General features: G+C 69.5%; 20 protein-coding genes and 2 pseudogenes. 12 read left to right on the top strand and 10 right to left on the bottom strand.

The window, feature by feature from the left end; all coding sequences use genetic code 11:
* Positions 1–33 precede the first annotated feature (33 nt).
* Both LXE91_RS31410 and LXE91_RS31405 read left to right on the top strand, forming a co-directional pair.
* Positions 34–2,055: a BCCT family transporter gene (locus tag LXE91_RS31410; RefSeq protein WP_039357030.1), complete on the top strand. Its 2,022-nt coding sequence runs from the start codon at positions 34–36 to the stop codon at positions 2,053–2,055.
* Between the two features lie 52 nt (positions 2,056–2,107).
* Entirely contained in the window at positions 2,108–2,419 is a 312-nt protein-coding gene (locus tag LXE91_RS31405; protein WP_039357033.1) for a hypothetical protein, read from the top strand.
* Positions 2,420–2,518: 99 nt separating this feature from the next.
* Here LXE91_RS31405 and LXE91_RS31400 read toward each other — a convergent pair whose 3' ends face one another.
* On the bottom strand, positions 2,519–3,367 hold the full coding sequence (locus LXE91_RS31400) for a class I SAM-dependent methyltransferase (RefSeq protein WP_039357036.1): 849 nt from the start codon (positions 3,365–3,367) through the stop codon (positions 2,519–2,521).
* 190 nt (positions 3,368–3,557) lie between these two features.
* Between LXE91_RS31400 and LXE91_RS31395 the strand changes: the two genes are divergently transcribed.
* The 3 genes from LXE91_RS31395 to LXE91_RS31385 all read left to right on the top strand — a co-directional run bounded on the left by LXE91_RS31395 (position 3,558) and on the right by LXE91_RS31385 (position 6,780).
* Complete coding sequence (locus LXE91_RS31395) at positions 3,558–5,021, top strand: metallophosphoesterase family protein (RefSeq protein ID WP_039357038.1); 1,464 nt, start codon at positions 3,558–3,560, stop codon at positions 5,019–5,021.
* Positions 5,022–5,077: 56 nt separating this feature from the next.
* Positions 5,078–6,409 (top strand): cytochrome-c peroxidase, encoded by a 1,332-nt coding sequence (locus LXE91_RS31390; RefSeq protein ID WP_223274308.1) that lies wholly within the window; start codon positions 5,078–5,080, stop codon positions 6,407–6,409.
* Positions 6,410–6,504: 95 nt separating this feature from the next.
* Entirely contained in the window at positions 6,505–6,780 is a 276-nt protein-coding gene (locus LXE91_RS31385; RefSeq protein ID WP_011355479.1) for a CppA family protein, read from the top strand.
* An 81-nt stretch (positions 6,781–6,861) separates the two neighbouring features.
* Here LXE91_RS31385 and LXE91_RS31380 read toward each other — a convergent pair whose 3' ends face one another.
* On the bottom strand, positions 6,862–8,346 hold the full coding sequence (locus tag LXE91_RS31380; protein ID WP_039357044.1) for an aminotransferase-like domain-containing protein: 1,485 nt from the start codon (positions 8,344–8,346) through the stop codon (positions 6,862–6,864).
* A 203-nt stretch (positions 8,347–8,549) separates the two neighbouring features.
* Here LXE91_RS31380 and LXE91_RS31375 point away from each other — a divergent pair, with 203 nt between their 5' ends.
* Positions 8,550–8,903 (top strand): hypothetical protein, encoded by a 354-nt coding sequence (locus LXE91_RS31375; RefSeq protein ID WP_039357046.1) that lies wholly within the window; start codon positions 8,550–8,552, stop codon positions 8,901–8,903.
* A 153-nt stretch (positions 8,904–9,056) separates the two neighbouring features.
* On the opposite strand, the gene LXE91_RS31370 is transcribed toward LXE91_RS31375, so the two are convergent.
* From LXE91_RS31370 to LXE91_RS31355, 4 genes and pseudogenes are all read right to left on the bottom strand, one after another.
* A complete protein-coding gene (locus tag LXE91_RS31370; RefSeq protein ID WP_039357048.1) occupies positions 9,057–9,479 on the bottom strand; it encodes a DUF6691 family protein in 423 nt (140 codons plus the stop codon).
* A 1-nt stretch (position 9,480) separates the two neighbouring features.
* Complete coding sequence (locus LXE91_RS31365; RefSeq protein ID WP_039357051.1) at positions 9,481–9,915, bottom strand: YeeE/YedE family protein; 435 nt, start codon at positions 9,913–9,915, stop codon at positions 9,481–9,483.
* A complete protein-coding gene (locus LXE91_RS31360) occupies positions 9,905–10,255 on the bottom strand; it encodes an ArsR/SmtB family transcription factor (RefSeq protein WP_039357054.1) in 351 nt (116 codons plus the stop codon). The genes LXE91_RS31365 and LXE91_RS31360 overlap by 11 nt, the downstream gene beginning before the upstream one ends.
* Before the next feature lie 96 nt (positions 10,256–10,351).
* Positions 10,352–10,642, bottom strand: a pseudogene (locus LXE91_RS31355) (aromatic acid/H+ symport family MFS transporter); the annotation flags it as partial.
* Here LXE91_RS31355 and LXE91_RS31350 point away from each other — a divergent pair.
* A pseudogene (locus tag LXE91_RS31350) lies at positions 10,630–10,959 on the top strand (LysR family transcriptional regulator); the annotation flags it as partial. The pseudogenes LXE91_RS31355 and LXE91_RS31350 sit on opposite strands and share 13 nt — an antisense overlap.
* A 53-nt stretch (positions 10,960–11,012) precedes the next feature.
* Here LXE91_RS31350 and LXE91_RS31345 read toward each other — a convergent pair.
* The 4 genes from LXE91_RS31345 to LXE91_RS31330 form a co-directional block, all read right to left on the bottom strand.
* Positions 11,013–12,281: an NAD(P)/FAD-dependent oxidoreductase gene (locus tag LXE91_RS31345; RefSeq protein ID WP_039357064.1), complete on the bottom strand. Its 1,269-nt coding sequence runs from the start codon at positions 12,279–12,281 to the stop codon at positions 11,013–11,015.
* A complete protein-coding gene (locus tag LXE91_RS31340) occupies positions 12,278–12,511 on the bottom strand; it encodes a 2Fe-2S iron-sulfur cluster-binding protein (protein WP_012338331.1) in 234 nt (77 codons plus the stop codon). The genes LXE91_RS31345 and LXE91_RS31340 overlap by 4 nt, the downstream gene beginning before the upstream one ends.
* 79 nt (positions 12,512–12,590) lie before the next feature.
* A complete protein-coding gene (locus tag LXE91_RS31335; protein WP_039357072.1) occupies positions 12,591–13,718 on the bottom strand; it encodes an NAD(P)/FAD-dependent oxidoreductase in 1,128 nt (375 codons plus the stop codon).
* Positions 13,715–14,647, bottom strand: coding sequence for a 4-hydroxyproline epimerase (locus LXE91_RS31330; protein WP_039357370.1), 933 nt, complete (start codon positions 14,645–14,647; stop codon positions 13,715–13,717). The genes LXE91_RS31335 and LXE91_RS31330 overlap by 4 nt, the downstream gene beginning before the upstream one ends.
* Position 14,648: 1 nt before the next feature.
* Here LXE91_RS31330 and LXE91_RS31325 point away from each other — a divergent pair, with 1 nt between their 5' ends.
* From LXE91_RS31325 to LXE91_RS31305, 5 genes are all read left to right on the top strand, one after another.
* A complete protein-coding gene (locus LXE91_RS31325) occupies positions 14,649–14,822 on the top strand; it encodes a hypothetical protein (RefSeq protein ID WP_157644938.1) in 174 nt (57 codons plus the stop codon).
* Between the two features lie 76 nt (positions 14,823–14,898).
* Positions 14,899–15,819, top strand: coding sequence for a dihydrodipicolinate synthase family protein (locus tag LXE91_RS31320; protein WP_006484863.1), 921 nt, complete (start codon positions 14,899–14,901; stop codon positions 15,817–15,819).
* 233 nt (positions 15,820–16,052) lie between these two features.
* Positions 16,053–17,678 (top strand): APC family permease, encoded by a 1,626-nt coding sequence (locus LXE91_RS31315; RefSeq protein WP_039357078.1) that lies wholly within the window; start codon positions 16,053–16,055, stop codon positions 17,676–17,678.
* Positions 17,679–17,753: 75 nt separating this feature from the next.
* Complete coding sequence (locus LXE91_RS31310) at positions 17,754–19,346, top strand: aldehyde dehydrogenase (NADP(+)) (RefSeq protein ID WP_039357085.1); 1,593 nt, start codon at positions 17,754–17,756, stop codon at positions 19,344–19,346.
* The gene (locus LXE91_RS31305; RefSeq protein ID WP_039357088.1) at positions 19,339–20,361 is read left to right on the top strand and encodes an Ldh family oxidoreductase; all 1,023 of its coding nucleotides are present in this window, start codon (positions 19,339–19,341) and stop codon (positions 20,359–20,361) included. Before LXE91_RS31310 ends, LXE91_RS31305 begins: the two co-directional genes overlap by 8 nt.
* Positions 20,362–20,518 lie beyond the last annotated feature (157 nt).

The following is a 20,518-nucleotide window of genomic DNA, read 5'->3' as shown; positions in this document are numbered from 1 at the left end:
GCGCTTCGTTGCGCCCACAACTGGATGCCAGCCATGCCAGATTCCCGTCCCTCGCCCCGCACGACATTCAAGCCCCAGGTCGTCCTGCCCGCGCTCGCGGTCATCGGCGCGCTGCTCGTCGTGTGCGCACTGCGCCCGAGCGAAGCCGGCGCGCTGTTCTCCGCCGGCCAGCAATGGGTCGTCGCGCGCTTCGACTGGTTCTACGTGCTCGCCGTCACCGGCTTCCTCGTGTTTCTCGTGCTGATCGCAGCCAGCGACTTCGGCAACATCCGGCTCGGCCCCGACGATGCCGAACCCGAATTCAGCTTCGTGTCATGGACGGCGATGCTGTTCGCGGCCGGCATGGGCATCGGCCTGATGTACTTCGGCGTCGGCGAACCGATGCAGCACTTCCTGAAGCCGCCGACCGTCGACCCCGGCACGCCCGCCGCCGCGCGCGAGGCGATGCTGATGACCTTCTTCCATTGGGGCTTCCATGCGTGGGCGATCTATGGGCTGATGGGGCTCGTGCTCGCGTACTTCGGCTTCCGCTACAACCTGCCGCTGACGTTGCGCTCGGGGCTGTATCCGGTGCTGCGCGAGCGCATCAACGGCTGGATCGGCCACACGGTCGACGCATTCGCGCTGGTCGGCACGGTCGCCGGCATCGCGACGACGCTCGGCTACGGCGTGATGCAGTTGAGCGCGGGCCTGCATACCGTCGCCGGCTGGGATACCGGCAGCAACGTGTTTCGCATCGGGCTCGTTGCGGTGGTCGTGATCCTCGCGGGCGTATCGGCCGCGACCGGCCTCGACAAGGGCGTGCGGCGACTGTCGGAGCTGAACCTGCTGCTTGCGTTCCTGCTGCTCGCGTTCGTGGTCGTCGCGGGCCCGACCGCATTCCTGCTGCGCGCGCTCGGCGACAACATCGGCCAGTACCTGTCGAGCCTCGTCGACCTGTCGTTCCGCACCTATGCGTACGCGCCGCCGCGCGAGGAAGGCTGGTTCGGCGGCTGGACGATCCTCTACTGGGCATGGTGGGTGTCGTGGTCGCCGTTCGTCGGCATGTTCATCGCGCGCATCTCGCGCGGCCGCACGATCCGCCAGTTCGTGATCGGCGTGCTGCTCGTGCCGACCGCGTTCAACCTCGTATGGATGACGGTGTTCGGCAACAGCGCGATCTGGCTCGATACGCACGGCGCGGCCGGCGCGCTCGCGCAAACTGCAACCAACGTCGACGCGCTGCTGTTCCGCTTCTTCGATTTCCTGCCGATGCCGCAACTGCTGTCGATCGCCGCGATCGTGCTGATCGCGGTGTTCTTCATCACCTCGGCCGATTCGGGCGCGTTCGTGATCGACCAGATCGCCACGCGCGGCAACGCGCACTCACCGGTGTGGCAACGGCTGTTCTGGGCCGCGCTGCTTGGCGTGACGGCCGCGGTACTGCTCGTCGCAGGCGGGCTCGGCGCATTGCAGGCGATGACGCTGATCGCCGCGCTGCCGGTCGCGATCATCATGATCGCGCTCTGCTACGGGCTGTGGCGCGGGCTCGCGGCCGACCGCGTGCACTATTCGCAGGACATCGCACCCGCGACGAGTTTCTGGACCGGCCAGCACTGGCGCCACCGCCTGACCCACATCCTGCGGCAGACGACCGAAGCCGAAGCGCGCCAGTTCGTCGCCGAGACGGTCGAGCCCGCGTTGCGCAAAGTCGCCGACGAGCTGCGCGCGAGCGGCGTCGACGCGAACGTGCAGCGCGACAGCGACGATGCCGTGCGGCTCACCGTGCCGACCGCCGACCACCGCGATTTCGTGTACGGCGTGCGCGTGACGGTGAAATCCGCGGCCGCGTTCCTGGTGCGCGAGGCGGCCGAGCCGGAAGCGGAACGGGCGCACGTGTACGGGATCGTCACGTTCTTCGAGGACGGGCGGCTCGGCTACGACGTCGAATACCTGCGCGGCGACGAAGTGATTGCCGACGTGTTGCGCCAGTACGAACGCTACGTGTCGCTCGCGGCCGACAAGCGCACGCATCTGCTGAGCCGCGCGCCGGGACATGCGACGGAGGCCGAATGAACTCCGCCCTTGCCGTGCCGTGGCCGTCCGCCGCCCACGATGGAGCGGCACGATGACCGGACTCCTGCAAAGCCGCGCCTCCGACGTCATCGCGCTCGGCACGCTCGCCGTGCTCTACCTCGGCGGAGCAGGCATCGCGCTGTGGCGAATCCGGGCCGCGGCGCCGCGGGGCAAGATCTATTGGATCGTCTGCGCGGCGCTGCTCGCCGGCGGCGCCATCGCGATGGGCATCAACCTGTCGCCGATGCCCGACACCGGGGAGATGCCGCCCGGGTTTGCACTCGGCGTCGAAGCGGTCCTGCTCGGTCTCGCCCTGGTCGCCGGCGGTTGCGCGTGGTTGATGCTGCGCGCGCCGCGACGCTGACGCGCGACTGTCACGCGGCCCGGCTTCGTCCCGCGCGAACGGCCACGCGCGAGGCGAACCGGCCGGCCCTTCCTTGACCGACCTCTTGACCGCAACGCGTTACGCGGACGGTGCGCGCGCCGTCACGAGCCAGCACGCCGCGTCGAAGCGCACATCGGCGCCATCCACGTAAGGCGAGAACGCCGCACGCATCGTGCCGACCACGCGCCGCCGGGTCGCCTCGTCCACCTCCAGCAACGCCAGCCCGACCGGGCCTAGCCGCGAGATGTAGTCGTCCAGCGCGGGCTCGGGCAGCACGCACGCCAGATCGACCGGCTCGATCACGATGTCCGCCCAGCCACTGTCCGACAGTACCGACGCGATCCGCTGCCGTTCGCCGAACGCGAATTGCCCCGGCGCGCCGGGCCGCCGGGCGGGCAGGTTCGGCAGCAACGGCGCGGCGGCCTGCTCGGCGATCGTCATGAATGGATTGTCGGCCGCGCTGCGCCATGCGATGAAGCGCATCTGCGCATTCGGCCGGGCCGCATGCCGCAGATTCGCAAAAGCACGCACCGGATCGTCGAAGAACATCACGCCGAGGCGCGACACGATCAGGTCGACGCTCGCGGGCTCGAACGCGTGGGTCTGCACATCGGCGCACACGAAGCGGGCCTGAACGCCGCTGCGTTCGGCGCGCGCCCGTGCGGCGTCGATCATTCGGGCCGAGATATCGATGCCCGTGCATTGCGCGTCTGCCCCGAGACGCCGCGCGATCGCGAGCGTGACCGCGCCCGTGCCGCAGCCGACGTCGAGCACGCTGCGCGCGGATGACTTGGCCACCGCATCCGCAAGCAGCTTCTCCAGCGGTTCGAACATCCGGTCGATCGGCGCCTGCGTGTCGACCCAGGCGCGCCCCGACGGGCCGTTCCATAGCGCGGATTGTTCATCATTGGGCCGGCTGGTTTCCATCGTCGATTCCCCTTCTGGTTCGTTGATCGTGCCTCGCACTCTGCTGCTTCAAGCCGGCTTGAGGTCAAGCCCCCGGCCGCGACCTGCCGCCGCCATGCGGCGCCCGGCCCGTGCGGGACCCGCGGTCCTGCTTTTCACATTTCTTACATTCGCGCTGCGTATCGTTGACGACTTTCCTACGGTGCCTCCCATGCGACGATTCCTCACGCGCGCGCTGCTCGTGCGCTGCGCCCCTCTTGTTGCGCTCGCCGCGCTGTTCGCGTGCTCGAACCACATCGATTCGCCGGCCGATCCGGCGAGTGCGTCGGTCAACGTCCAGGCCGCATGGGTCGAGATCGGCGATGCGAACCAGGCGATCGCGCGCGTCATCACGAACTACGCGCCCGCGTCGGCCGGCGATCCGCTGTGCCCGCAACTGACCGTCGACGGCAAGCTGTCGCGCATGTCCCTGCGCGCCGGCGCCGCGACCCTCGCCCAGCGGCCCACCGCCAGCGATCCGTCCGATTCGAAGCCGTCGAGCTTCCCGGTGTCCGTCTGCGAGACGACGCTGCCGGCCGGCGCGCAGGCGGCGAGCGTCGCCGGCCGCACGCTGCCGCTGCCGAAGGCGCAGTCGCAACGCATCGCGATCATCGCCGACACCGGCTGCCGCATGAAGAAAGCCGACAACGCGTGGCAGGCGTGCAACGATGCATCGGTCTGGCCGTTCGACACGATCGCGGCCAGCGTCGCGAAGCTGTCGCCCGACCTCGTGATGCACATCGGCGACTACCACTATCGCGAGAACGCGTGCCCGCCGGACATCGCCGGCTGCAAGGACAGCCCGTGGGGCTACGGCTGGGATACGTGGCAGGCCGACCTGTTCCGTCCGGCGGCCCCGCTGCTCGCGAAGGCGCCGTGGGTCGTCGTGCGCGGCAACCACGAAGAATGCGCGCGTGCAGGCCAGGGCTGGTTCCGCTTCCTCGATCCGCGCCCGTATTCGGCCGCCCGCTCGTGCGACGATCCGGCCAACGACAACAACGCGAACTATTCGGAACCTTATGCGGTGTCGCTCGGCGGCGGCTCGCAGGTGATCGTGTTCGACACCGCGAAGGTCGGCCGCACGCCGCTCAAGACGACCGACGCGCAATTCGGCATCTACCAGAAGCAGTTCCAGACGGTCGCCGCGCTCGCGTCGAAGGCCGGCATGACGACGACGATCTTCACGAACCACCATCCGATCCTCGCGTTCGCGCCGATCGCCGGCAGCACACCCGCGCCGGGCAACCTCGCGCTGCAGTCGGTGATGTCGAGCCTCAACGCGCAGGCGTACTACCCGCCCGGCGTGCACGTCGCGCTGCACGGGCACGTGCACGACTTCCAGGCGATCAACTTCTCGTCCGGGCATCCGGCGACGATCGTGTCCGGCAACGGCGGCGACAATCTCGACGTCGCGCTGCCCGACCCGTTCCCGGCCGGCCTGACGCCTGCACCGGGCGCCGTGATCGAGCGGCTGTCGCACAACAACAGCTTCGGTTTCCTGATCATGGAACGCCGCGCCGCCCCGGCGACCGGCTGGGTGTTCCACGCATATTCGGCGGCCGGCAAGCTGCTCGCGTCGTGCAACCAGTCGGGCACGACGCTCGCCTGCGACAAGACGGGATTCATTGCGCCGTGAGTGAAGGCGTTCGATGTGACGGCCGCGCTGCAGGCGGCCTGCAAACGCCGCGCGCGCTGGCCACGGCGGCCGTGCTTGCCGGCCTGGCGCTCGCCGCTCACGCCGCGCCGGCCGAAACGGTCCTGCTTCCCGGTGCGCCGCCTTCGCGCGTCGTCGACACGATCGGCAACGGCACGCCGCAGGTGACCGGCAAGATCGATGCGGCGACCGCGCGCTTCGCGCCCGACCCGACGCTCGTCGCGCTCGGCCGCCGAATCTTCTTCGATCCGCGGCTGTCCGAGCCGCGCGGCATGTCGTGCGCAGGCTGCCACGATCCGGGCCGCGCGTTCGCGCCGACGCTGTCGGCCGCCTCGCTTGCAGGGCCCGGCGTGCCGGAAGGCAGCCGGCCCGGGCGCTTCAGCCAGCGCAACGCACCGTCGCTGCTTTATGTGCGCTACGTGCCGCGCCGGCACTTCTACCAGGATGACGACGCACCCGCGCCGTCGCCGTTCGGCGGCCTGTTCAGCGACGGCCGCGCGGATACGCTCGCCGAGCAGATCCGCGGGCCGCTGTTCGATCCGAACGAGATGAACAACCGGTCGCCGGCCGCGCTGCTGCGCAAGGTCGATGCGACCGAACTCGCGCCCGATCTCGCCGCGCGCTTCGGCGCGCCGGTGCGGCGCGATCCCGAGCAGCTGGTGCGCGCGATGGGCGTGGCCGTCGAAGCCTATCTGCAAAGCGACGAGATGGCGCCGTTCACGTCGCGTTTCGATGTATTCCTGCGTACGCGCAAGCCGCTGGCGCCGGCCGAGATGCGCGGCCTCGCGCTGTTCCGGAATCCCGACAAGGGCAACTGCATGAGCTGCCATACGCTGTCGGAAACATCGAGCCGCCCGGAGCGTTCGCTCTTCACCGATTTCGGCTACGACGCGATCGCGGTGCCGCGCAACCGCGCGCTGCCGGCGAACCGCGATCCGCGCCATTTCGACAACGGGCTGTGCGACACCGCGCGGCGGCTGCGCTGGCCCGAGCCGACGCAGTGGTGCGGCTACCTGCGCACACCGGGGCTGCGCAACGTCGCGGTCAAGCAGACCTTCATGCACAACGGCGTGTTCACGACGCTGCGCGACGCGGTCGCGTTCTACAACACGCGCTCGACCGACCCGGGCTTCTGGTATCACGGGGCCAGAACGTTCGACGACGTGCCGGCCGCCTATCGCGGCAACATCAACGTCAATTCGACGCCGATGAACCGCCGGCCCGGCACGCCGCCCGCGCTGAGCGACGCGGAAATCGACGACATCGTCGCGTTCCTCGGCACGCTGACCGACGCGCGCTATATGAAGGTGGCTGCCCCGGTGGCGACCGCTGCCGGCCGGATCACGCGAACCGCCGTGCCGGCTCGCTGAGCTGGCCGAACGGCCAGCCTGGACGGACCCGCTTGCGGTCACCGCAAACACTGGTTATATTTACAGTACTGTATTTATGAACAGTGAGGTGCGCGATGGAACATCTGGTTCGTATCGTCAACGAAGCCGATCGCCAAGTGCTGGCGTGGCTCCGCGCTCAGGTCGGTGATGCCCGCGTCGAGCGCGCGGCTCGCCAGCTCGGGCATACGCGCAAGCCCTTCCCGTCCGCCGTATGCCGGTATCTGGGCATGAGCGCACCGGCCACGCTGCGCCAGGCCGAACGGCCGCGCGCCGCACGCGATTTCTCGGTCGGTGATCGTTACCTGTCGCTGATCCGCCAGCACCTCGCTACGCACTCGGCCAGCCGATGAAATGGCGGCGGCTTGCCGTGTCGATGGCCCGGAAAGCTGCGGGGCTCGCGAATTCGCCGGCCCGGCCGGCCGCCACCGCGCTTACGTGGCCGCGGTGGCTTCCCGTACGAGGCGCCCGAGCGTTTGGAATGCCGCTTCGTGCGCCGCATCGAACACGCGCGTGCAAGCGAGCCGGATATAGCCGTCGAAGCGGTCGGAATTCGAGAAGATCGAACCGGGCGCGATCCTGACTCCATGCGCCAGCGCGGCGTCGAATAGCGCCTCGGAGCGCACGCCGTCCGGCAGCGCGATCCACAGCAGCATCCCGCCAGGCGGCTGGTTCATCCGGGTTCCGGCCGGGAAATGCCGCGCAATCGCATCGATCGTCATGTCGCGCTGCACGCGCAACTGTTCCCGGAACCGGTGCAGATGGCGATCGAACGCGCCCGAGCCCACCAATTCGGCGGCAACGGCCTGCAGCAACGCGGCGTTGTGCCGGCTGTGCGCGAACTTCAGCATCTTCACGCGCGCGTGCCAGCGCCCCGCACTTATCCAGCCCAGCCGCATCCCCGGGGCCAGCACCTTGTTGAACGACGGGCAGTAGATCACCGTGCCGTCGCGGTCCCATGCCTTCACCGGCTTGACCGGCTGCGGCGCCTCGACGAGCTCGCGATAAGGCTCGTCCTCGATCACGGCCACGCCATGGCGTGAACAGAGCGAGACGAGCGCGGCCTTGCGCTCGTCGGGCATCACGCAGCCGAGCGGGTTCTGCAGGTTCGGCACGACGACCACCGCCCGGATGTCCGGGTACGCGGTCAGCGCCACTTCGAGCGCCTCGATCGACAGGCCGGCTGTCGGGCTGGCCGGGATTTCGAGCGCACGCAGGCCGAGGCTTTCGAGCAACTGGATCAAGCCGAAGAAGGCCGGCGATTCGATCGCGATCGTGTCGCCGGGGCGCGCCACCGCGCGCAACGCAAGATTCATGGCATCGACGCCGCCGCTCGTCGACATCACGTCGTCCGGCGTCACCGTCACGCCGTACGACAGCGCGCGCTTGGCCATCGTCTGCCGGAATTCGGGCGAACCGCCGACGGGCCCGGCATCGGTCAGCAACGTGGGCTTGCGCCGCAACAACCGGATGGCGAGCGCCTGCAGGCGCTCGGCCGGATACAGCGTGGCCAGCGCGGACGCGCCGCCGAGGTTCAGCGCATCGGGTACCGCGTTCGCGCGGTCGATCACGCGCGACACGCGCTCGTGCAGGCCCGCGAACGGCGGCTCGACGCTCAGCGGCGGCCCGTCGCTTTCCGGCAGTGTTTCGAGCGCGGACGACGCGCGGCGCCGCACGAAGTACCCGGAGCGCGGCTTCGCTTCGCACCAGCCGGTATCCTCGAGCCGCCGGAACGCCTGGATCGCGGTCGACAGGCTCACGCCGTGCTGTGCCATGAACGCACGCACCGACGGCATCCGGTCGCCGGGAGACAGCGTGCCGGCCGCGATGATGCGGCGGTAATGCTCGGCGAGCCGTTCGTAAAGCGGCTCGCCGTCCATGGGCAAAGGCAGGCGGGATGAATCGGCGAAAGGCGTCATGCAGGTGATCGTGCCCGCGCGGCCAATCGCACGCCAGATACAGATTCCGGGGAAACCCACCGATACAGCGACACAAAATCGTCGCCTGCACCGCAACAGATTCCCGGCCCCTGAATCTGTCGTGCCACGGCCCGTTTCCCTAACCTGATTGCACGCAGTCGCCTCGCCATCGCGAGGCCGCGCAACCGGGAAAGGGAATCGCCATGCAGACGCATCACATCCGCCTCGACGCCGGGCAAAGCCACTTTGCGTGGTTCGACAAGGGCAGCCAGGTCATCGTGCTGGACGGCGCGCTGGCGGTCACGGTGCGCCACGGCGGGCTCGACTGGCTGCCCGACGCGCCGCAGCACATTCGCCGCCTGCTCGACGAAGGCGAATGCCTGACGCTCGAGACAGCCGGTTACGTGGCGCTGTCGGCCGGCGGCACGGGCGCGGTCAGTACGGCGGTCGTGGAACCAGACGAACAGCCCGGCGTGCTCGCGGCATGGTGGCGCGCGATCCTGCACCGGTTGTCCGGACGGATACGCGGCGGCCACCAAGTACGCGAGCATTCCTGAAACGGCGATATGTCACGTCACCGAGGGGCGCCAGGCTGCCACCGCATCCTTCGGCAGGGATCTGGCGCGATCCGGTTCGACCGCGCTCATACGATTCAACCGACGTTGAGCGGTTCAACCGTCTCGCCCCCCTGCCACGCAACGATCACGACATCACCGCCCGCTCCGGCGACGCTCGAGCCACTCGAACACCGCCATCCCTGCCAGCATCGCGACGACGAACACGATCCCCTTCGCCGATCCGAAACCGATCGACACGATCGCAGGCCCCGGGCAGAACCCGGCGATCCCCCAGCCGATGCCGAACACGGCACTGCCGGCAACCAGGCGCACCGTGATCGCCCGCGCGGCCGGCAACTGCATCGGCAAGCCGAGCCATGTCCGCGTCCGGCGCTTCGCCCATGCGAACGCGAACACGGCCACGCCGATCGCGCCGGCCATCACGAACGCGAGCGACGGATCCCAGCGGCCCGCCAGGTCGAGAAAGCCGAGCACCTTCTGCGGATTGGCCATGCCCGACACGATGAGGCCGATACCGAACAGCAGTCCGGCCAGAAACACGAATCCTGCCTGCATGTCAGCCTCCCAGCACGTGCCGTCGCACGAAGACGGTTACGAAGCCTGCGACCATGAAGACCCCCGTCGCGACCACCGAGCGAAGCGCACCGCGCGACATCCCGCACACGCCGTGGCCGCTCGTGCAGCCGCCCGCATAGCGCGTGCCGACGCCGACCAGCAGCCCGGCCGCCACCAATTCGACCCACCCTGCGTCGACCTGCGGCGTCAGGCGGCTCCCGGCGACCTGCATCACGAGCGGCGCGGCGATCAGCCCGGCGACGAATGCGGCCCGCCAGTTGCGCTCGCCCGCGCGTGCCGTGAGCAGACCGCCGACGATGCCGCTGATGCCGGCAATCCGGCCGTTGAATGCGACGAGCCACGCGGCCGCGAGCCCGATCAGCACGCCGCCGGCCAGCGACAGCCACGGCGTGAAATGAAGCGCATCAAGCTGCATCGCGCCGCCCCTTCGCGGCCGGGCCGCAGAACTGTTCGTACAGCACGCCCATCACCGCGATCGCGGCCGGGCTGTCGAGCGAATAGTGGATGTTCTTGCCGTCGCGGCGGGTGCGAACGAGCGCATTGTCCCGCAACACGCCGAGCTGCTGCGACAGGGTCGGCTGGCGGATATCCAGCGCTGTCTCGAGATCGCTGACGCACCGCTCGCCCTGAGACAGTTCGCAAAGCAGCAGCAGCCGGTCGGGATTCGACAGCACCTTGAGCAGCGCGCAGGCCGATTCGGCGGCCGCGCGCATCTGGTCGGGTTCCGGCAACCCGGTGGATATATCGTCGTTCATCGGCGTGGGAGGACAATTAAAGAACTAATATTATATCAATTCATATAATGGCGGTCCCTGACGCTTGCCGACAGGCGGCTTTGCCCCCTCCTTCGCTCAGGCCTGCTCGCGCGCCATCGCCTTCGCGGCAGTCACGCGCGTCGACTCGGCACGGACCACGCCGAGCGCCAGCACCGCCATCCCCGCGATCACGCACGGCGCCGCGACGACGGCAAACGCAGTCGACAACGGCACGCCCATCGCCAGCATCGCGCCGCCCGCCATCGATCCGACGACCGAGCCGCCACGGCCGATCCCGTTCGCCCAGCTCACGCCGGTGGTGCGGCACTCGGTCGGATAGAACGCGGCCGACAGTGCGTTCGCGCCAACCTGAGACACCCGTGCACAATGCGCTGGAGGTCGCGCTGTCGGCCGCCGGCCGCGTGCGGCCGCCGCACTGCGTCGAATCGAATTCGTCGATCCTCAACCTCACGCTGCTGAACAACACCGATCTGCTCGGCGTGGCGTCGCACCGCGCTGCGCAACGCTTCGAGCAATTGAACGCGATCCGGATCCTGCCGATGCGGCTCGAAGGCCAGGGCGCGGTGTCGATGTACTGGCACCCCGACAGTGCGAACCGCGCGGCCGTGGCCGCGACGATCGAGTGCCTGCGCGCCTGTGCGGCGCCGCAGGTCGGCGGATGGGAAAAAGTAGAGGCGGACTGAAAGTGACGCGGCCCGGCGTCAACCGGGCCGCGTTGCCGTGACGACGCGAAGCATCACGCGCCGTCGCAGGATGCGGTGCCGTCCAGCATCAGCGTGCCGACCCGTGCGGGCACGAGCGGCGTGCGCGGCACCGGCGGGGTCCAGCCGAACAGCGCCTGCGCGGCTGCGCCGCACACGCGGCCCTGGCACGCGCCCATCCCGCAGCGTGACTGCAGTTTCGCGGCCGTCCAGCCCGGCGCTTGCGCGACGGCATCGAAACGCACGTCCTCGCAACGGCACAGCAACGTGTCGGCCCGCGCGAGCCGGCGGATCGGCTCGCGGATCGCAAAGCGCGCGCGTACGGCATCGGCAAACGCCTGCCAGTGCGCCCGCTGCGCGACGAGCGCAGCCAGCGGCGCCGTCTGCCCTGTCGCCGCCAAACCGGCGATTTCGCCTTCGACCATCGCCAGTTCGCTGCCGCCGACGCCCGTACACTCGCCCGCCGCGAAAACCCCGTCACGGCTCGTCCGCTGGTGCACATCGACCGCCACCGCGCCGTTGTCGATCCGGCAGCCGAGATGGCTCGGCAACACGGTGTTCGGCACGAGGCCGAAGCCGCACGCGAGCCGGTCGCAATCGACGTCGAACTCGCGATCGCCCTGACGAATCCGCACGCGTTCGAGCCGCGTGTCGCCGAACGCTTCGACGACATGCGCATCGGGCCGATAGGCGGCGGTGACGAGCTTCGCGGCCTGCGCGAGCTTCGACGGCCAGCGCCACAGCCCCGCCCCGAAACCGGCCACGTCGCACCATGCGGCCTGTTCGAGCACGTGCGACACGCGTGCGCCGGCCTGACGGGCCGTCGCCGCGCTCGCCAGCAGCAGCGGCCCGCTGCCCGCGATCACCGTGCGCTGCCCGCGCACGTCGAGGCCGTACTTGATCAACGCCTGCAAGCCGCCCGCACCGGTGACACCCGGCAGCGTCCAGCCTGGAAACGGCAGCAGCAGCTCGCGCGCGCCGCAGCAGAGAATCAGCGTGCGGAAGTCGAGCAGCAGCCCGCGTTCGTCGTCCTCGAGCAGCAGCGTGCCCGGCTGCGTTTCGGCGACGATGCGCGTCGCCGCGAGATGCGTGACGTTCGGCTGCCGCAACACCGCGAGCCGCTCGGCGGCGGCCGGCGGCGGCGCAGCCGCTGCGCGTTGCCGCCAGATCTGCCCGCCAGCGCGCGGGTTGTCGTCGACGATCGCAACCGTCGCACCGCCGCGCGCGGCGGCCCGTGCGGCCGACAGCCCGGCCGGCCCCGCGCCGACGATCGCGACGTCGACGCTCAGTCGTTCCTGTTTCATCGCGTGCGCTCCACCTGCATCCCGTCGCGGCACAGCGTCTGGCAGGCCAGCCGGCGGCGACCGTCGATCGTCATCCTGCACTCCTGGCAGATGCCCATCCCGCAAAACGGCGCACGCGCCGCACCCGTGCACGACACGCGCGTCGTGTCGTCGCCGCTCGCCGCGACCGCGGCCGCGACGGTCGCGCCGTCGGCCACCGTCAGCGCGCGGCCGTCCAGATGAATGATCATGTCAGCCTCCGCCGGGCCGCCCCAAGGAGGCTGACCACCCCCGCGGGGGGCAGCGAGCGAAGTGAGCGTGGGGGTCGTTTCATGTCAGCGCTCCGGCTACGAGGGACGCGCTCAGGAAGCGTCCCGGCAAATAAGGTTTGATATCGATGGGCGGCCGTTCGCCGGCCATCAGCGCAGCGACGAGCCGCGCGCTGCCCGGCGCGGTCGTCACGCCGAGCCCTTCGTGCCCGACTGCGAGCCACACGCCCGGCCGCGCCGGATGCTCGCCGAGCAGCGGCAGCCCGTCGGGGCTCGCGGAACGGAACCCCGTCCATGCGCGGATGCCGTTCAGGTCGGCCAGGCCCGGCAGATAACCCACCGCGCGGCGCAGCATGCGCGCGAGCACGGGCGGTTCGACCTGTGCATCCTCGGTGTCGAACTGGCGCGACGAACCGATCAGCAACTGGCCGGTCGGCCGCGGCTGCACGTTGAACGCGACCGACGTGCCGTCGCTCGCATGCGCGCTCGCGGCGTAACCCAGCTCGACGAGCTGGTGCGACACCTGGCCCGGATAGCGGTCGGTAATCAGCAGATGGCCCTTTTTCGGGCGCAGCGGCAGCTCGGGCAGCAGCGCGCGCGCGGCAACGCCGTTCGCGACCACCACCCGCTCCGCGCGCAGCGTGTCGCCGCTCGCGAGCGTCACGCTCGGGCCGTCGACCGCGACGGCCCGGTCGCGCCGCAACGTGATGCGCGGCGCGCGCTGCAGCAGCCAGTTCGCGGTGACGGGTGCATAGAGGATCGCGTCGCCGGGAATCTTCAGTGCACCGCCCAGGCCCGTGCGCAGCATCGGCTCCAGTCGAGCGAGCGTCGCCGCGTCGATCAGTTCGCCGGCCACGCCATGCGCGGCCAGCGCCGCCTGCTTCGCGCGCGCCAGATCCATTTCGTGCGCATCGGCGGCGAGCCATAGCGTGCCGCAGTTGCGGTACGCGCACCCTTCGGGCATCTCGCCGCTCAGCGCGCGCCACAGTTCGATCGAGTAATGGCTGAGCGCGAGTTCGGCCGCGTTGTCGTCCATCGCGACGAGGTGCCCCATGCCCGCGCCGGTTGCCCCGCCGCTCGCGTCGTCGACGACGAGCACGCGCAGCCCGCGCTGCGCGAGTTCGTGCGCGCACGCCGCGCCGACGATGCCGGCGCCGATCACGACGACATCCGTCTTCGTGTCGCTCACGGCGCAATACCCCAGCCGAATGGATCGTCTTCCTCGATCAGCAGCGTCGCTTCCGCGCTCAGGTGCGCGCTGCCGCGGATCGTCGGCACGATGCCGACGTCGGCCTGCTCGTAGCTCGCCTGGAACACGCTGCCGATCACGCTCGCCTGCCGCCATACGGCGCCCGGCGCGAGCTTGCCGTCGGCCGCGAGGCACGCGAGCTTCGCGCTCGTGCCGGTGCCGCACGGCGAACGGTCGTACGCGAGGCCCGGGCACAGCACGAAGCTGCGGCTGTCGTGTTCGGGATCGTCGGCGAACAGCTCGATATGATCGATCTCGCCGCCGTTCGCGCCGGTGATGCCCGCGCGTTCGAGTCCTTCGCGCACGGCCGACGCATACGCGGTGAGTGCCGCAACGTTGTCGCCGGCAACGTGCTGCCCGTGGTCGCTGATCAGGAAGAACCAGTTGCCGCCCCACGCGATGTCGCCCTTCACGGGGCCGTAACCCGGCACGTCGAGCGCGACGCCCTTCGCATGGCGATACGCGGGCACGTTGCGCACGCTGACCGACAGGTCGTCGTGCAGCGTCGCCTCGACGGTGCCGACGGGTGTTTCGATCCGGTGCACGCCGGGCGCGATGCGCCCCATATGGTGCAGCGTGCGCACGACGCCGATCGTGCCGTGCCCGCACATCCCGAGATAGCCGCTATTGTTGAAGAAGATCACGCCGGCCGCCGCCTCGAGCGACACGGGTTCGCACAGCAGCGCGCCGACCAGCACGTCGCTGCCGCGCGGTTCGAGAATGCAGGCGGTGCGGTAGCGGTCGTGCTCGCGCGCGAGCACGTCGCGGCGCTCGGCCATCGTGCCGCTGCCGAGCGCGGGGAAACCGGACACGACGAGCCGAGTGGGTTCGCCGCCCGTATGCGAATCGATGATCTGGATGCGCTTCATCATGAGCCGTCCGAAGTGGGGAAAGGAGCACAGCTTCCTCCGTCGCGCGTCCGCCCGCTTGTGGCTTTTCGATGAGGACGACGACGAAATCGGCATAGTGCGCGGCGCCCTTCCCGCGCCGTCCGGCCGCTGTGCCGATTTCGTCATTTTGCTCCGCGATACGACTCAAGCGTGATGGGCGTTTGCGCGGCGATACTGGTTGCCACACCGACACCTGTCGGCCGACCGATACAAACACGTAGGAGATTGAAGTGAGCCGAAACGCCATTCAGTGGACCGGGGTTTTCCCGGCCGTCAGCACCCAGTTCAAGCCGGACTTTTCCCTCGACATCGACGCCACGCACCGCGTGGTGAAGAACCTGGTGAACGACGGCGTATCGGGCCTCGTGGTCTGCGGCACGGTCGGCGAGAACACGTCGCTGTCGACGAGCGAGAAGCTCCAGGTGATCGAAGCCGCACGCGACGCGGCCGGCGGCAAGATTCCGGTGATCGCCGGCATCGCCGAATTCACGACCGAATTCGCGCGCAACACGGTGCGTGAAGCACAGCGTGTCGGTGTCGACGGCGTGATGGTGATGCCCGCGCTCGTCTACTCGGCGAAGCCGCACGAAACCGCCGCGCACTTCCGCGCGGTCGCAACCAGCACCGACCTGCCGGTGATGGTCTACAACAACCCGCCGATCTACAAGAACGACGTGACGCCCGACGTGCTGATCGCGCTGCAGGATTGCGAGAACATCGTCTGCTTCAAGGATTCGTCGGGCGATACGCGCCGCTTCATCGACCTGCGTAACGCCGTCGGCGATCGCTTCGTGCTGTTCGCGGGCCTCGACGACGTCGTGGTCGAAAGCATTGCCGTCGGCGCCGAAGGCTGGGTGTCGGGCATGTCGAACGCGTTCCCGAAGGAAGGCGAGACGCTGTTCCGCCTCGCGAAGCAGAAGCGTTTCGACGAAGCGCTCGCGCTGTATCGCTGGTTCATGCCGCTGCTGCACCTCGACGCACGCCCCGACCTCGTGCAGTGCATCAAGCTGTGCGAAGAGCTGGTCGGCCGCGGCAGCGCGATCACGCGTCCGCCGCGCCTCGCGCTGCAGGGCGACACGCTCGCGGAAGTGAAGGCCATCGTCGCGAAGGCGCTCGAAACGCGCCCGGCGCTGCCCGACGTCGGTCTCTGATCGACTCCCCCTGCGGCGGCGCGCGGGCTTTCCCCTCACGCGCCGCCGTCTCCGGTCCGGCATGGCCTGCGGGCCCCGTTCATACCGGCGCCCGCCCGCGCCGCGCGTGAATGCCCCGCAGCCCGCCCCGGTCGTTCGAACCGGGCGACGCCGGCCGACAGGCTAGCGCCGCTGCTCCGTCGGAGCGCGGCGCACCTCGAGCCTGTGCCGATATTCCTCCAGGAGACACGCCCATGCCAGGCCAAGGCAACGCTCACCCGTCTGTCCCGCTTTCCCGTTCCGCGCACCCCGACGCGGGTCACGGCAAGTTCAAGAAACAGCTGTCGCTGACCGATCTCACGTTCATCGGTCTCGGCGCCATTTTCGGTTCGGGGTGGCTGTTCGCCGCGAGTCACGTGTCGACGATCGCGGGCCCGGCCGGCATCTTCTCGTGGCTGCTCGGCGGCTTCGCGGTGCTGCTGCTCGGCATCGTCTACTGCGAACTCGGCGCCGCGCTGCCGCGCGCGGGCGGCGTGGTGCGCTACCCGGTGTTCTCGCACGGCCCGCTGCTCGGCTACCTGATGGGCTTCATCACGCTGATCGCCTTTTCGAGCCTGATCGCGATCGAAGTCGTCGCCGCGCGCCAGTATGCGGCCGCATGGTTTCCGGGCCTCACCGTCGCAGGATCGAGCGACCCGACCACGCTCGGCTGGCTCGTGCAGGCCGCGCTGCTGTGCTTCTTCTTTTACCTGAACTATTCGAGCGTGAAGACGTTCGCGAAGGCGAACAACATCATCAGCATCTTCAAGTTCATCGTGCCGCTGGCGGTGATCGCGGTGCTGTTCACGTTCTTCAAGCCCGCGAACCTGACGATCCAGGGCTTCGCGCCGTTCGGCATGCCGGGCATCGAGATGGCCGTGTCCGCGGGCGGCATCATCTTCGCGTACCTCGGGCTCACGCCGATCGTGTCGGTCGCGAGCGAAGTGCGCAATCCGCAGCGCACGATCCCGATCGCGCTGATCCTGTCGATCCTGCTGTCCACGCTGATCTACGTGCTGCTGCAGCTCGCGTTCATCGGCAGCATCCCTACGCAGATGCTCGCCGCCGGCTGGCACGATGTGAGCAAGGCGTTCTCTCTGCCGTACCGCGACATCGCGCTGGCGCTCGGTGTCGGCTGGCTCGCGGTGATGGTCGTCGCCGACGCGATGATCTCGCCGAGCGGCTGCGGCAACATCTACATGAACGCGACGCCGCGTGTCGTCTACGGCTGGGCGAAGACGGGCACGTTCTTCAAGGTATTCACGCGCGTCGACGAAGCATCGGGCATTCCGCGCGCGGGCCTATGGCTCACGTTCGGGCTCGCGATCTTCTGGACGCTGCCGTTCCCGTCGTGGGAAGCGCTGATCAACATCGTGTCGGCCGCGCTGGTGCTGAGCTATGCGGTCGCGCCCGTATCGGTCGCCGCGCTGCGCCGCACCGCACCCGACCTGCCCCGGCCGTTCCGCGCGAGCGCGTTCGGCATCACCGGCCCCGCGTCGTTCGTGATCGCCGCGCTGATCGTCTACTGGTCGGGCTGGAGCACGGTGTCCTGGCTGCTCGGCCTGCAGATCGTGATGTTCGTGATCTATCTCGCGTGCCGCCGCTGGGTGCCGACCGCGCATCTGAGCCTCGCCGAGCAGGTGCGCTCGTCCGCGTGGCTGATCGCGTTCTATGCCGCGATGATCGTGCTGTCGTACCTCGGCGGCTTCGGCGGCACGGGCCGGCTCGCGCATCCGTACGACACGGTCGTCGTCGCGGCCGTCGCGCTCGTCATCTACTACTGGGGGGCGAACACCGGCGTGCGCGCCGACAAGCTGCAACTCGACGACGACGAGGACTGACACGTCCGCGCCCTTTCCCATGATCCCTTCGGCCGGGCGCCCCACGCCCGGCCCCTGTTTTTTCCGAGGAAAACCATGCAACTTACAGGTCATCTCCTGATCGGCCAGTCCGCCATCGCCGGACAGAACGGCACCCTCCACGCGATCGCCGCCGCCACCGGCGAACCGCTCGACCCCGCTTTCGGCGGCGCGAGCCTGCACGACCTGGACACGGCCTGCGCGCTCGCCGACGACGCCTTCGACACGTATCGCGACACGTCGCTCGAAGCCCGCGCCGCGTTTCTCGACGCCATCGGCCGCCACATCATGGCGCTCGGCGACGAACTGATCGAGCGCTGCGTCATCGAAACGGGCCTCCCGCGCGCGCGCATCGAAGGCGAGCGCGGCCGCACGGTCGGCCAGCTCGCGCTGTTCGCGTCGCTCGTGCGCGACGGCGGTTTTCTCGACGCGCGGATCGATCCGGCGCGCCCCGAGCGCAAGCCGCTGCCGCGCGTCGACCTGCGCCTGCGCAACATCGCGGTCGGGCCCGTGGCCGTGTTCGGTGCGTCGAACTTCCCGCTCGCGTTCTCGGTCGCCGGCGGCGATACGGCATCGGCGCTCGCGGCCGGCTGCCCGGTGATCGTCAAGGCGCATTCGGCGCACCCGGGCACGTCGGCACTCGTCGGCCGCGCGATCCAGCAGGCCGCGCGGGAATGCGGGATGCCGGCCGGCGTGTTCTCGCTGCTGTTCGACGCGTCGCGCGAGATCGGCCAGGCGCTGGTCGCCGATCCGCGCATCAAGGCGGTCGGCTTCACCGGCTCGCGCCGCGGCGGCGTCGCGCTGATGCACATCGCAGCCGCCCGCCCCGAGCCGATTCCAGTCTATGCGGAAATGAGCTCGATCAATCCCGTGCTGCTGTTGCCCGCCGCGCTCGACGCGCGCCACGATGCGATCGCGCCGCAGTTCGTCGCGTCGCTCACGCTCGGCGCCGGGCAGTTCTGCACGAATCCTGGCCTCGTGCTCGCCGTCGACGGGCCGGCGCTGCGCGCATTCGAGGAAGCGGCCGCCGCCGCGGTGCGTGCCGCGCCCGCGCAAACGATGCTGACGCCGCACATCCATGCCAGCTACGAACAGGGCGTCGCGGCGCTTCGCGATCACGCTGCCGTCGAGCTGCTCGCGCAAGGCGCCGAGGGCAATCGCCTGCAGGCCCGCGCGGCACTGCTGGCGACCTCGGCCGAGGCGTTCATCACGCACCCCGAATTGCGCGACGAAGTGTTCGGCCCCGCTTCGCTGATCGTGCGCTGCCCGGACGCCGACACGCTGCATCGCGTGCTGAAGTCGCTCGAGGGCCAGCTGACGATCGCCGCGCACCTCGCCGACGGCGACGCGCCGCTGTTCGCCGCGCTGCGCCCGCTGCTCGAGCGCAAGGCCGGCCGCATTCTCGTCAACGGCTTCGGCACGGGCGTCGAGGTCGGCCATGCGATGGTGCACGGCGGCCCGTTTCCGGCGACGTCCGACACGCGCACGACCTCCGTCGGCGCGCGCGCGATCGAGCGCTTCCTGCGTCCCGTGTCGTATCAGGACCTGCCGGACGCGCTGCTGCCGGAAGCGATCCGCAGCGGCAATCCGCTGAACGTGCCGCAACGTATCGACGGCGTGCCCGCGCCGCGGGAGGCGAACCATGTCTGAGCCGATCGCCGAAATCGTCCTGTCGCTCGACGAAGTCCACGCGCTCGCGCTGCGCGTGCTGACGCACAACGGGATGTCCGACGCGCATGCACGGGCCATCGCCAACGTGATCACGCAGGGCCAGCGCGACGAATGCCATTCGCATGGCGTGTACCGATTGCTCGTCTGCGTGCGTTCGCTGAAGAAGGGCAAGGTCGATCCGCAAGCCGTGCCGACGCTGCGCCGGCTGTCGTCGTCGATCGTCTCGGTCGACGCACATCGCGGCTTTTCGCTGCTGAGCTTCGAGACGGGGCTGCCGGTGCTCGTCGGGATGGCCAGGCAGCACGGCATCGCCGCGATGACGATCAACCACTGCTACCACTTCTCCGCGCTGTGGCCCGAGGTCGAGGCAATCGCGGCCGAAGGGCTGGTCGGCATCGCGATGAACCCGAGCCATAGCTGGGTCGCGCCGGAAGGCGGCCGCGAGCCGGTGTTCGGCACGAACCCGATCGCGTTCGCGTGGCCGCGCCCGGGCGGCGTGCCGTTCGTGTTCGATTTCGCGACGAGCGCGATCGCGCGCGGCGACATCGAGCTGCATGCGAAGCAAGGCAAGGCGATCCCGCCGGAATGGGCCATCGATGCCGACGGCCGGCCGACCACCGATCCGAAAGCCGCGCTGCAGGGCGCGATGCGCACGTTCGGCGGCCACAAGGGTTCGGCGCTCGCGGCGATGGTCGAACTGCTCGGCGGTGCGCTGATCGGCGACATGACGAGCCGGGAATCGATGGACTTCGACGAAGGCGTCGGCGCGACGCCGTGCCACGGCGAGCTCGTGATTGCGTTCGACCCGAAGGTGTTCCTCGGCGACGATCTCGACACAGGGCTCGCGCGCGGCGAACGGATGTTCGAATCGATCGTCGCACAGGGTGCGCGGCTGCCGTCGCAACGCCGCTTCGACGCCCGCGCGCGCAGCATCGCGAACGGCGTGCGGATCCCGGAGGCGCTGTACGACGAGATCCTGACGCTGCTCGATTGACGCGCGATCGAGCGGCGCGGCTTCGTCGTCGGCAAGACGGGCGATGAAGCCGCTGCCGGGCTCCGCTGGCGATGGCCGGCTTCCGGCTTCGCGTGTTCCCGCCATTGCGTCTTCGCGCCGCGCTTTGTTCGCTTTGTTCGGTTCTTTCGGCTTGTGC

Source organism: Burkholderia contaminans, assembly GCF_029633825.1.
GTDB lineage: Bacteria > Pseudomonadota > Gammaproteobacteria > Burkholderiales > Burkholderiaceae > Burkholderia > Burkholderia contaminans.
The sequence above is the reverse complement of the archived record's forward strand: the minus strand, read 5'-3'. Positions and strand labels throughout refer to the sequence as shown.

What these genes read in the sequence shown, in the direction of transcription:
- LXE91_RS31345 (WP_039357064.1), bottom strand. Translation starts at nt 12,281, where the DNA reads ATGAAACAGGAACGACTGAGCGTCGACGTCGCGATCGTCGGCGCGGGG.
- LXE91_RS31360 (WP_039357054.1), bottom strand. Translation starts at nt 10,255, where the DNA reads ATGAACGACGATATATCCACCGGGTTGCCGGAACCCGACCAGATGCGC.
- LXE91_RS31310 (WP_039357085.1), top strand. Translation starts at nt 17,754, where the DNA reads ATGCAACTTACAGGTCATCTCCTGATCGGCCAGTCCGCCATCGCCGGA.
- LXE91_RS31380 (WP_039357044.1), bottom strand. Translation starts at nt 8,346, where the DNA reads ATGACGCCTTTCGCCGATTCATCCCGCCTGCCTTTGCCCATGGACGGC.
- LXE91_RS31410 (WP_039357030.1), top strand. Translation starts at nt 34, where the DNA reads ATGCCAGATTCCCGTCCCTCGCCCCGCACGACATTCAAGCCCCAGGTC.
- LXE91_RS31315 (WP_039357078.1), top strand. Translation starts at nt 16,053, where the DNA reads ATGCCAGGCCAAGGCAACGCTCACCCGTCTGTCCCGCTTTCCCGTTCC.
- LXE91_RS31370 (WP_039357048.1), bottom strand. Translation starts at nt 9,479, where the DNA reads ATGCAGGCAGGATTCGTGTTTCTGGCCGGACTGCTGTTCGGTATCGGC.
- LXE91_RS31340 (WP_012338331.1), bottom strand. Translation starts at nt 12,511, where the DNA reads ATGATCATTCATCTGGACGGCCGCGCGCTGACGGTGGCCGACGGCGCG.
- LXE91_RS31395 (WP_039357038.1), top strand. Translation starts at nt 3,558, where the DNA reads ATGCGACGATTCCTCACGCGCGCGCTGCTCGTGCGCTGCGCCCCTCTT.
- LXE91_RS31325 (WP_157644938.1), top strand. Translation starts at nt 14,649, where the DNA reads ATGAGCCGTCCGAAGTGGGGAAAGGAGCACAGCTTCCTCCGTCGCGCG.
- LXE91_RS31305 (WP_039357088.1), top strand. Translation starts at nt 19,339, where the DNA reads ATGTCTGAGCCGATCGCCGAAATCGTCCTGTCGCTCGACGAAGTCCAC.
- LXE91_RS31365 (WP_039357051.1), bottom strand. Translation starts at nt 9,915, where the DNA reads ATGCAGCTTGATGCGCTTCATTTCACGCCGTGGCTGTCGCTGGCCGGC.
- LXE91_RS31400 (WP_039357036.1), bottom strand. Translation starts at nt 3,367, where the DNA reads ATGGAAACCAGCCGGCCCAATGATGAACAATCCGCGCTATGGAACGGC.
- LXE91_RS31330 (WP_039357370.1), bottom strand. Translation starts at nt 14,647, where the DNA reads ATGAAGCGCATCCAGATCATCGATTCGCATACGGGCGGCGAACCCACT.
- LXE91_RS31375 (WP_039357046.1), top strand. Translation starts at nt 8,550, where the DNA reads ATGCAGACGCATCACATCCGCCTCGACGCCGGGCAAAGCCACTTTGCG.
- LXE91_RS31405 (WP_039357033.1), top strand. Translation starts at nt 2,108, where the DNA reads ATGACCGGACTCCTGCAAAGCCGCGCCTCCGACGTCATCGCGCTCGGC.
- LXE91_RS31385 (WP_011355479.1), top strand. Translation starts at nt 6,505, where the DNA reads ATGGAACATCTGGTTCGTATCGTCAACGAAGCCGATCGCCAAGTGCTG.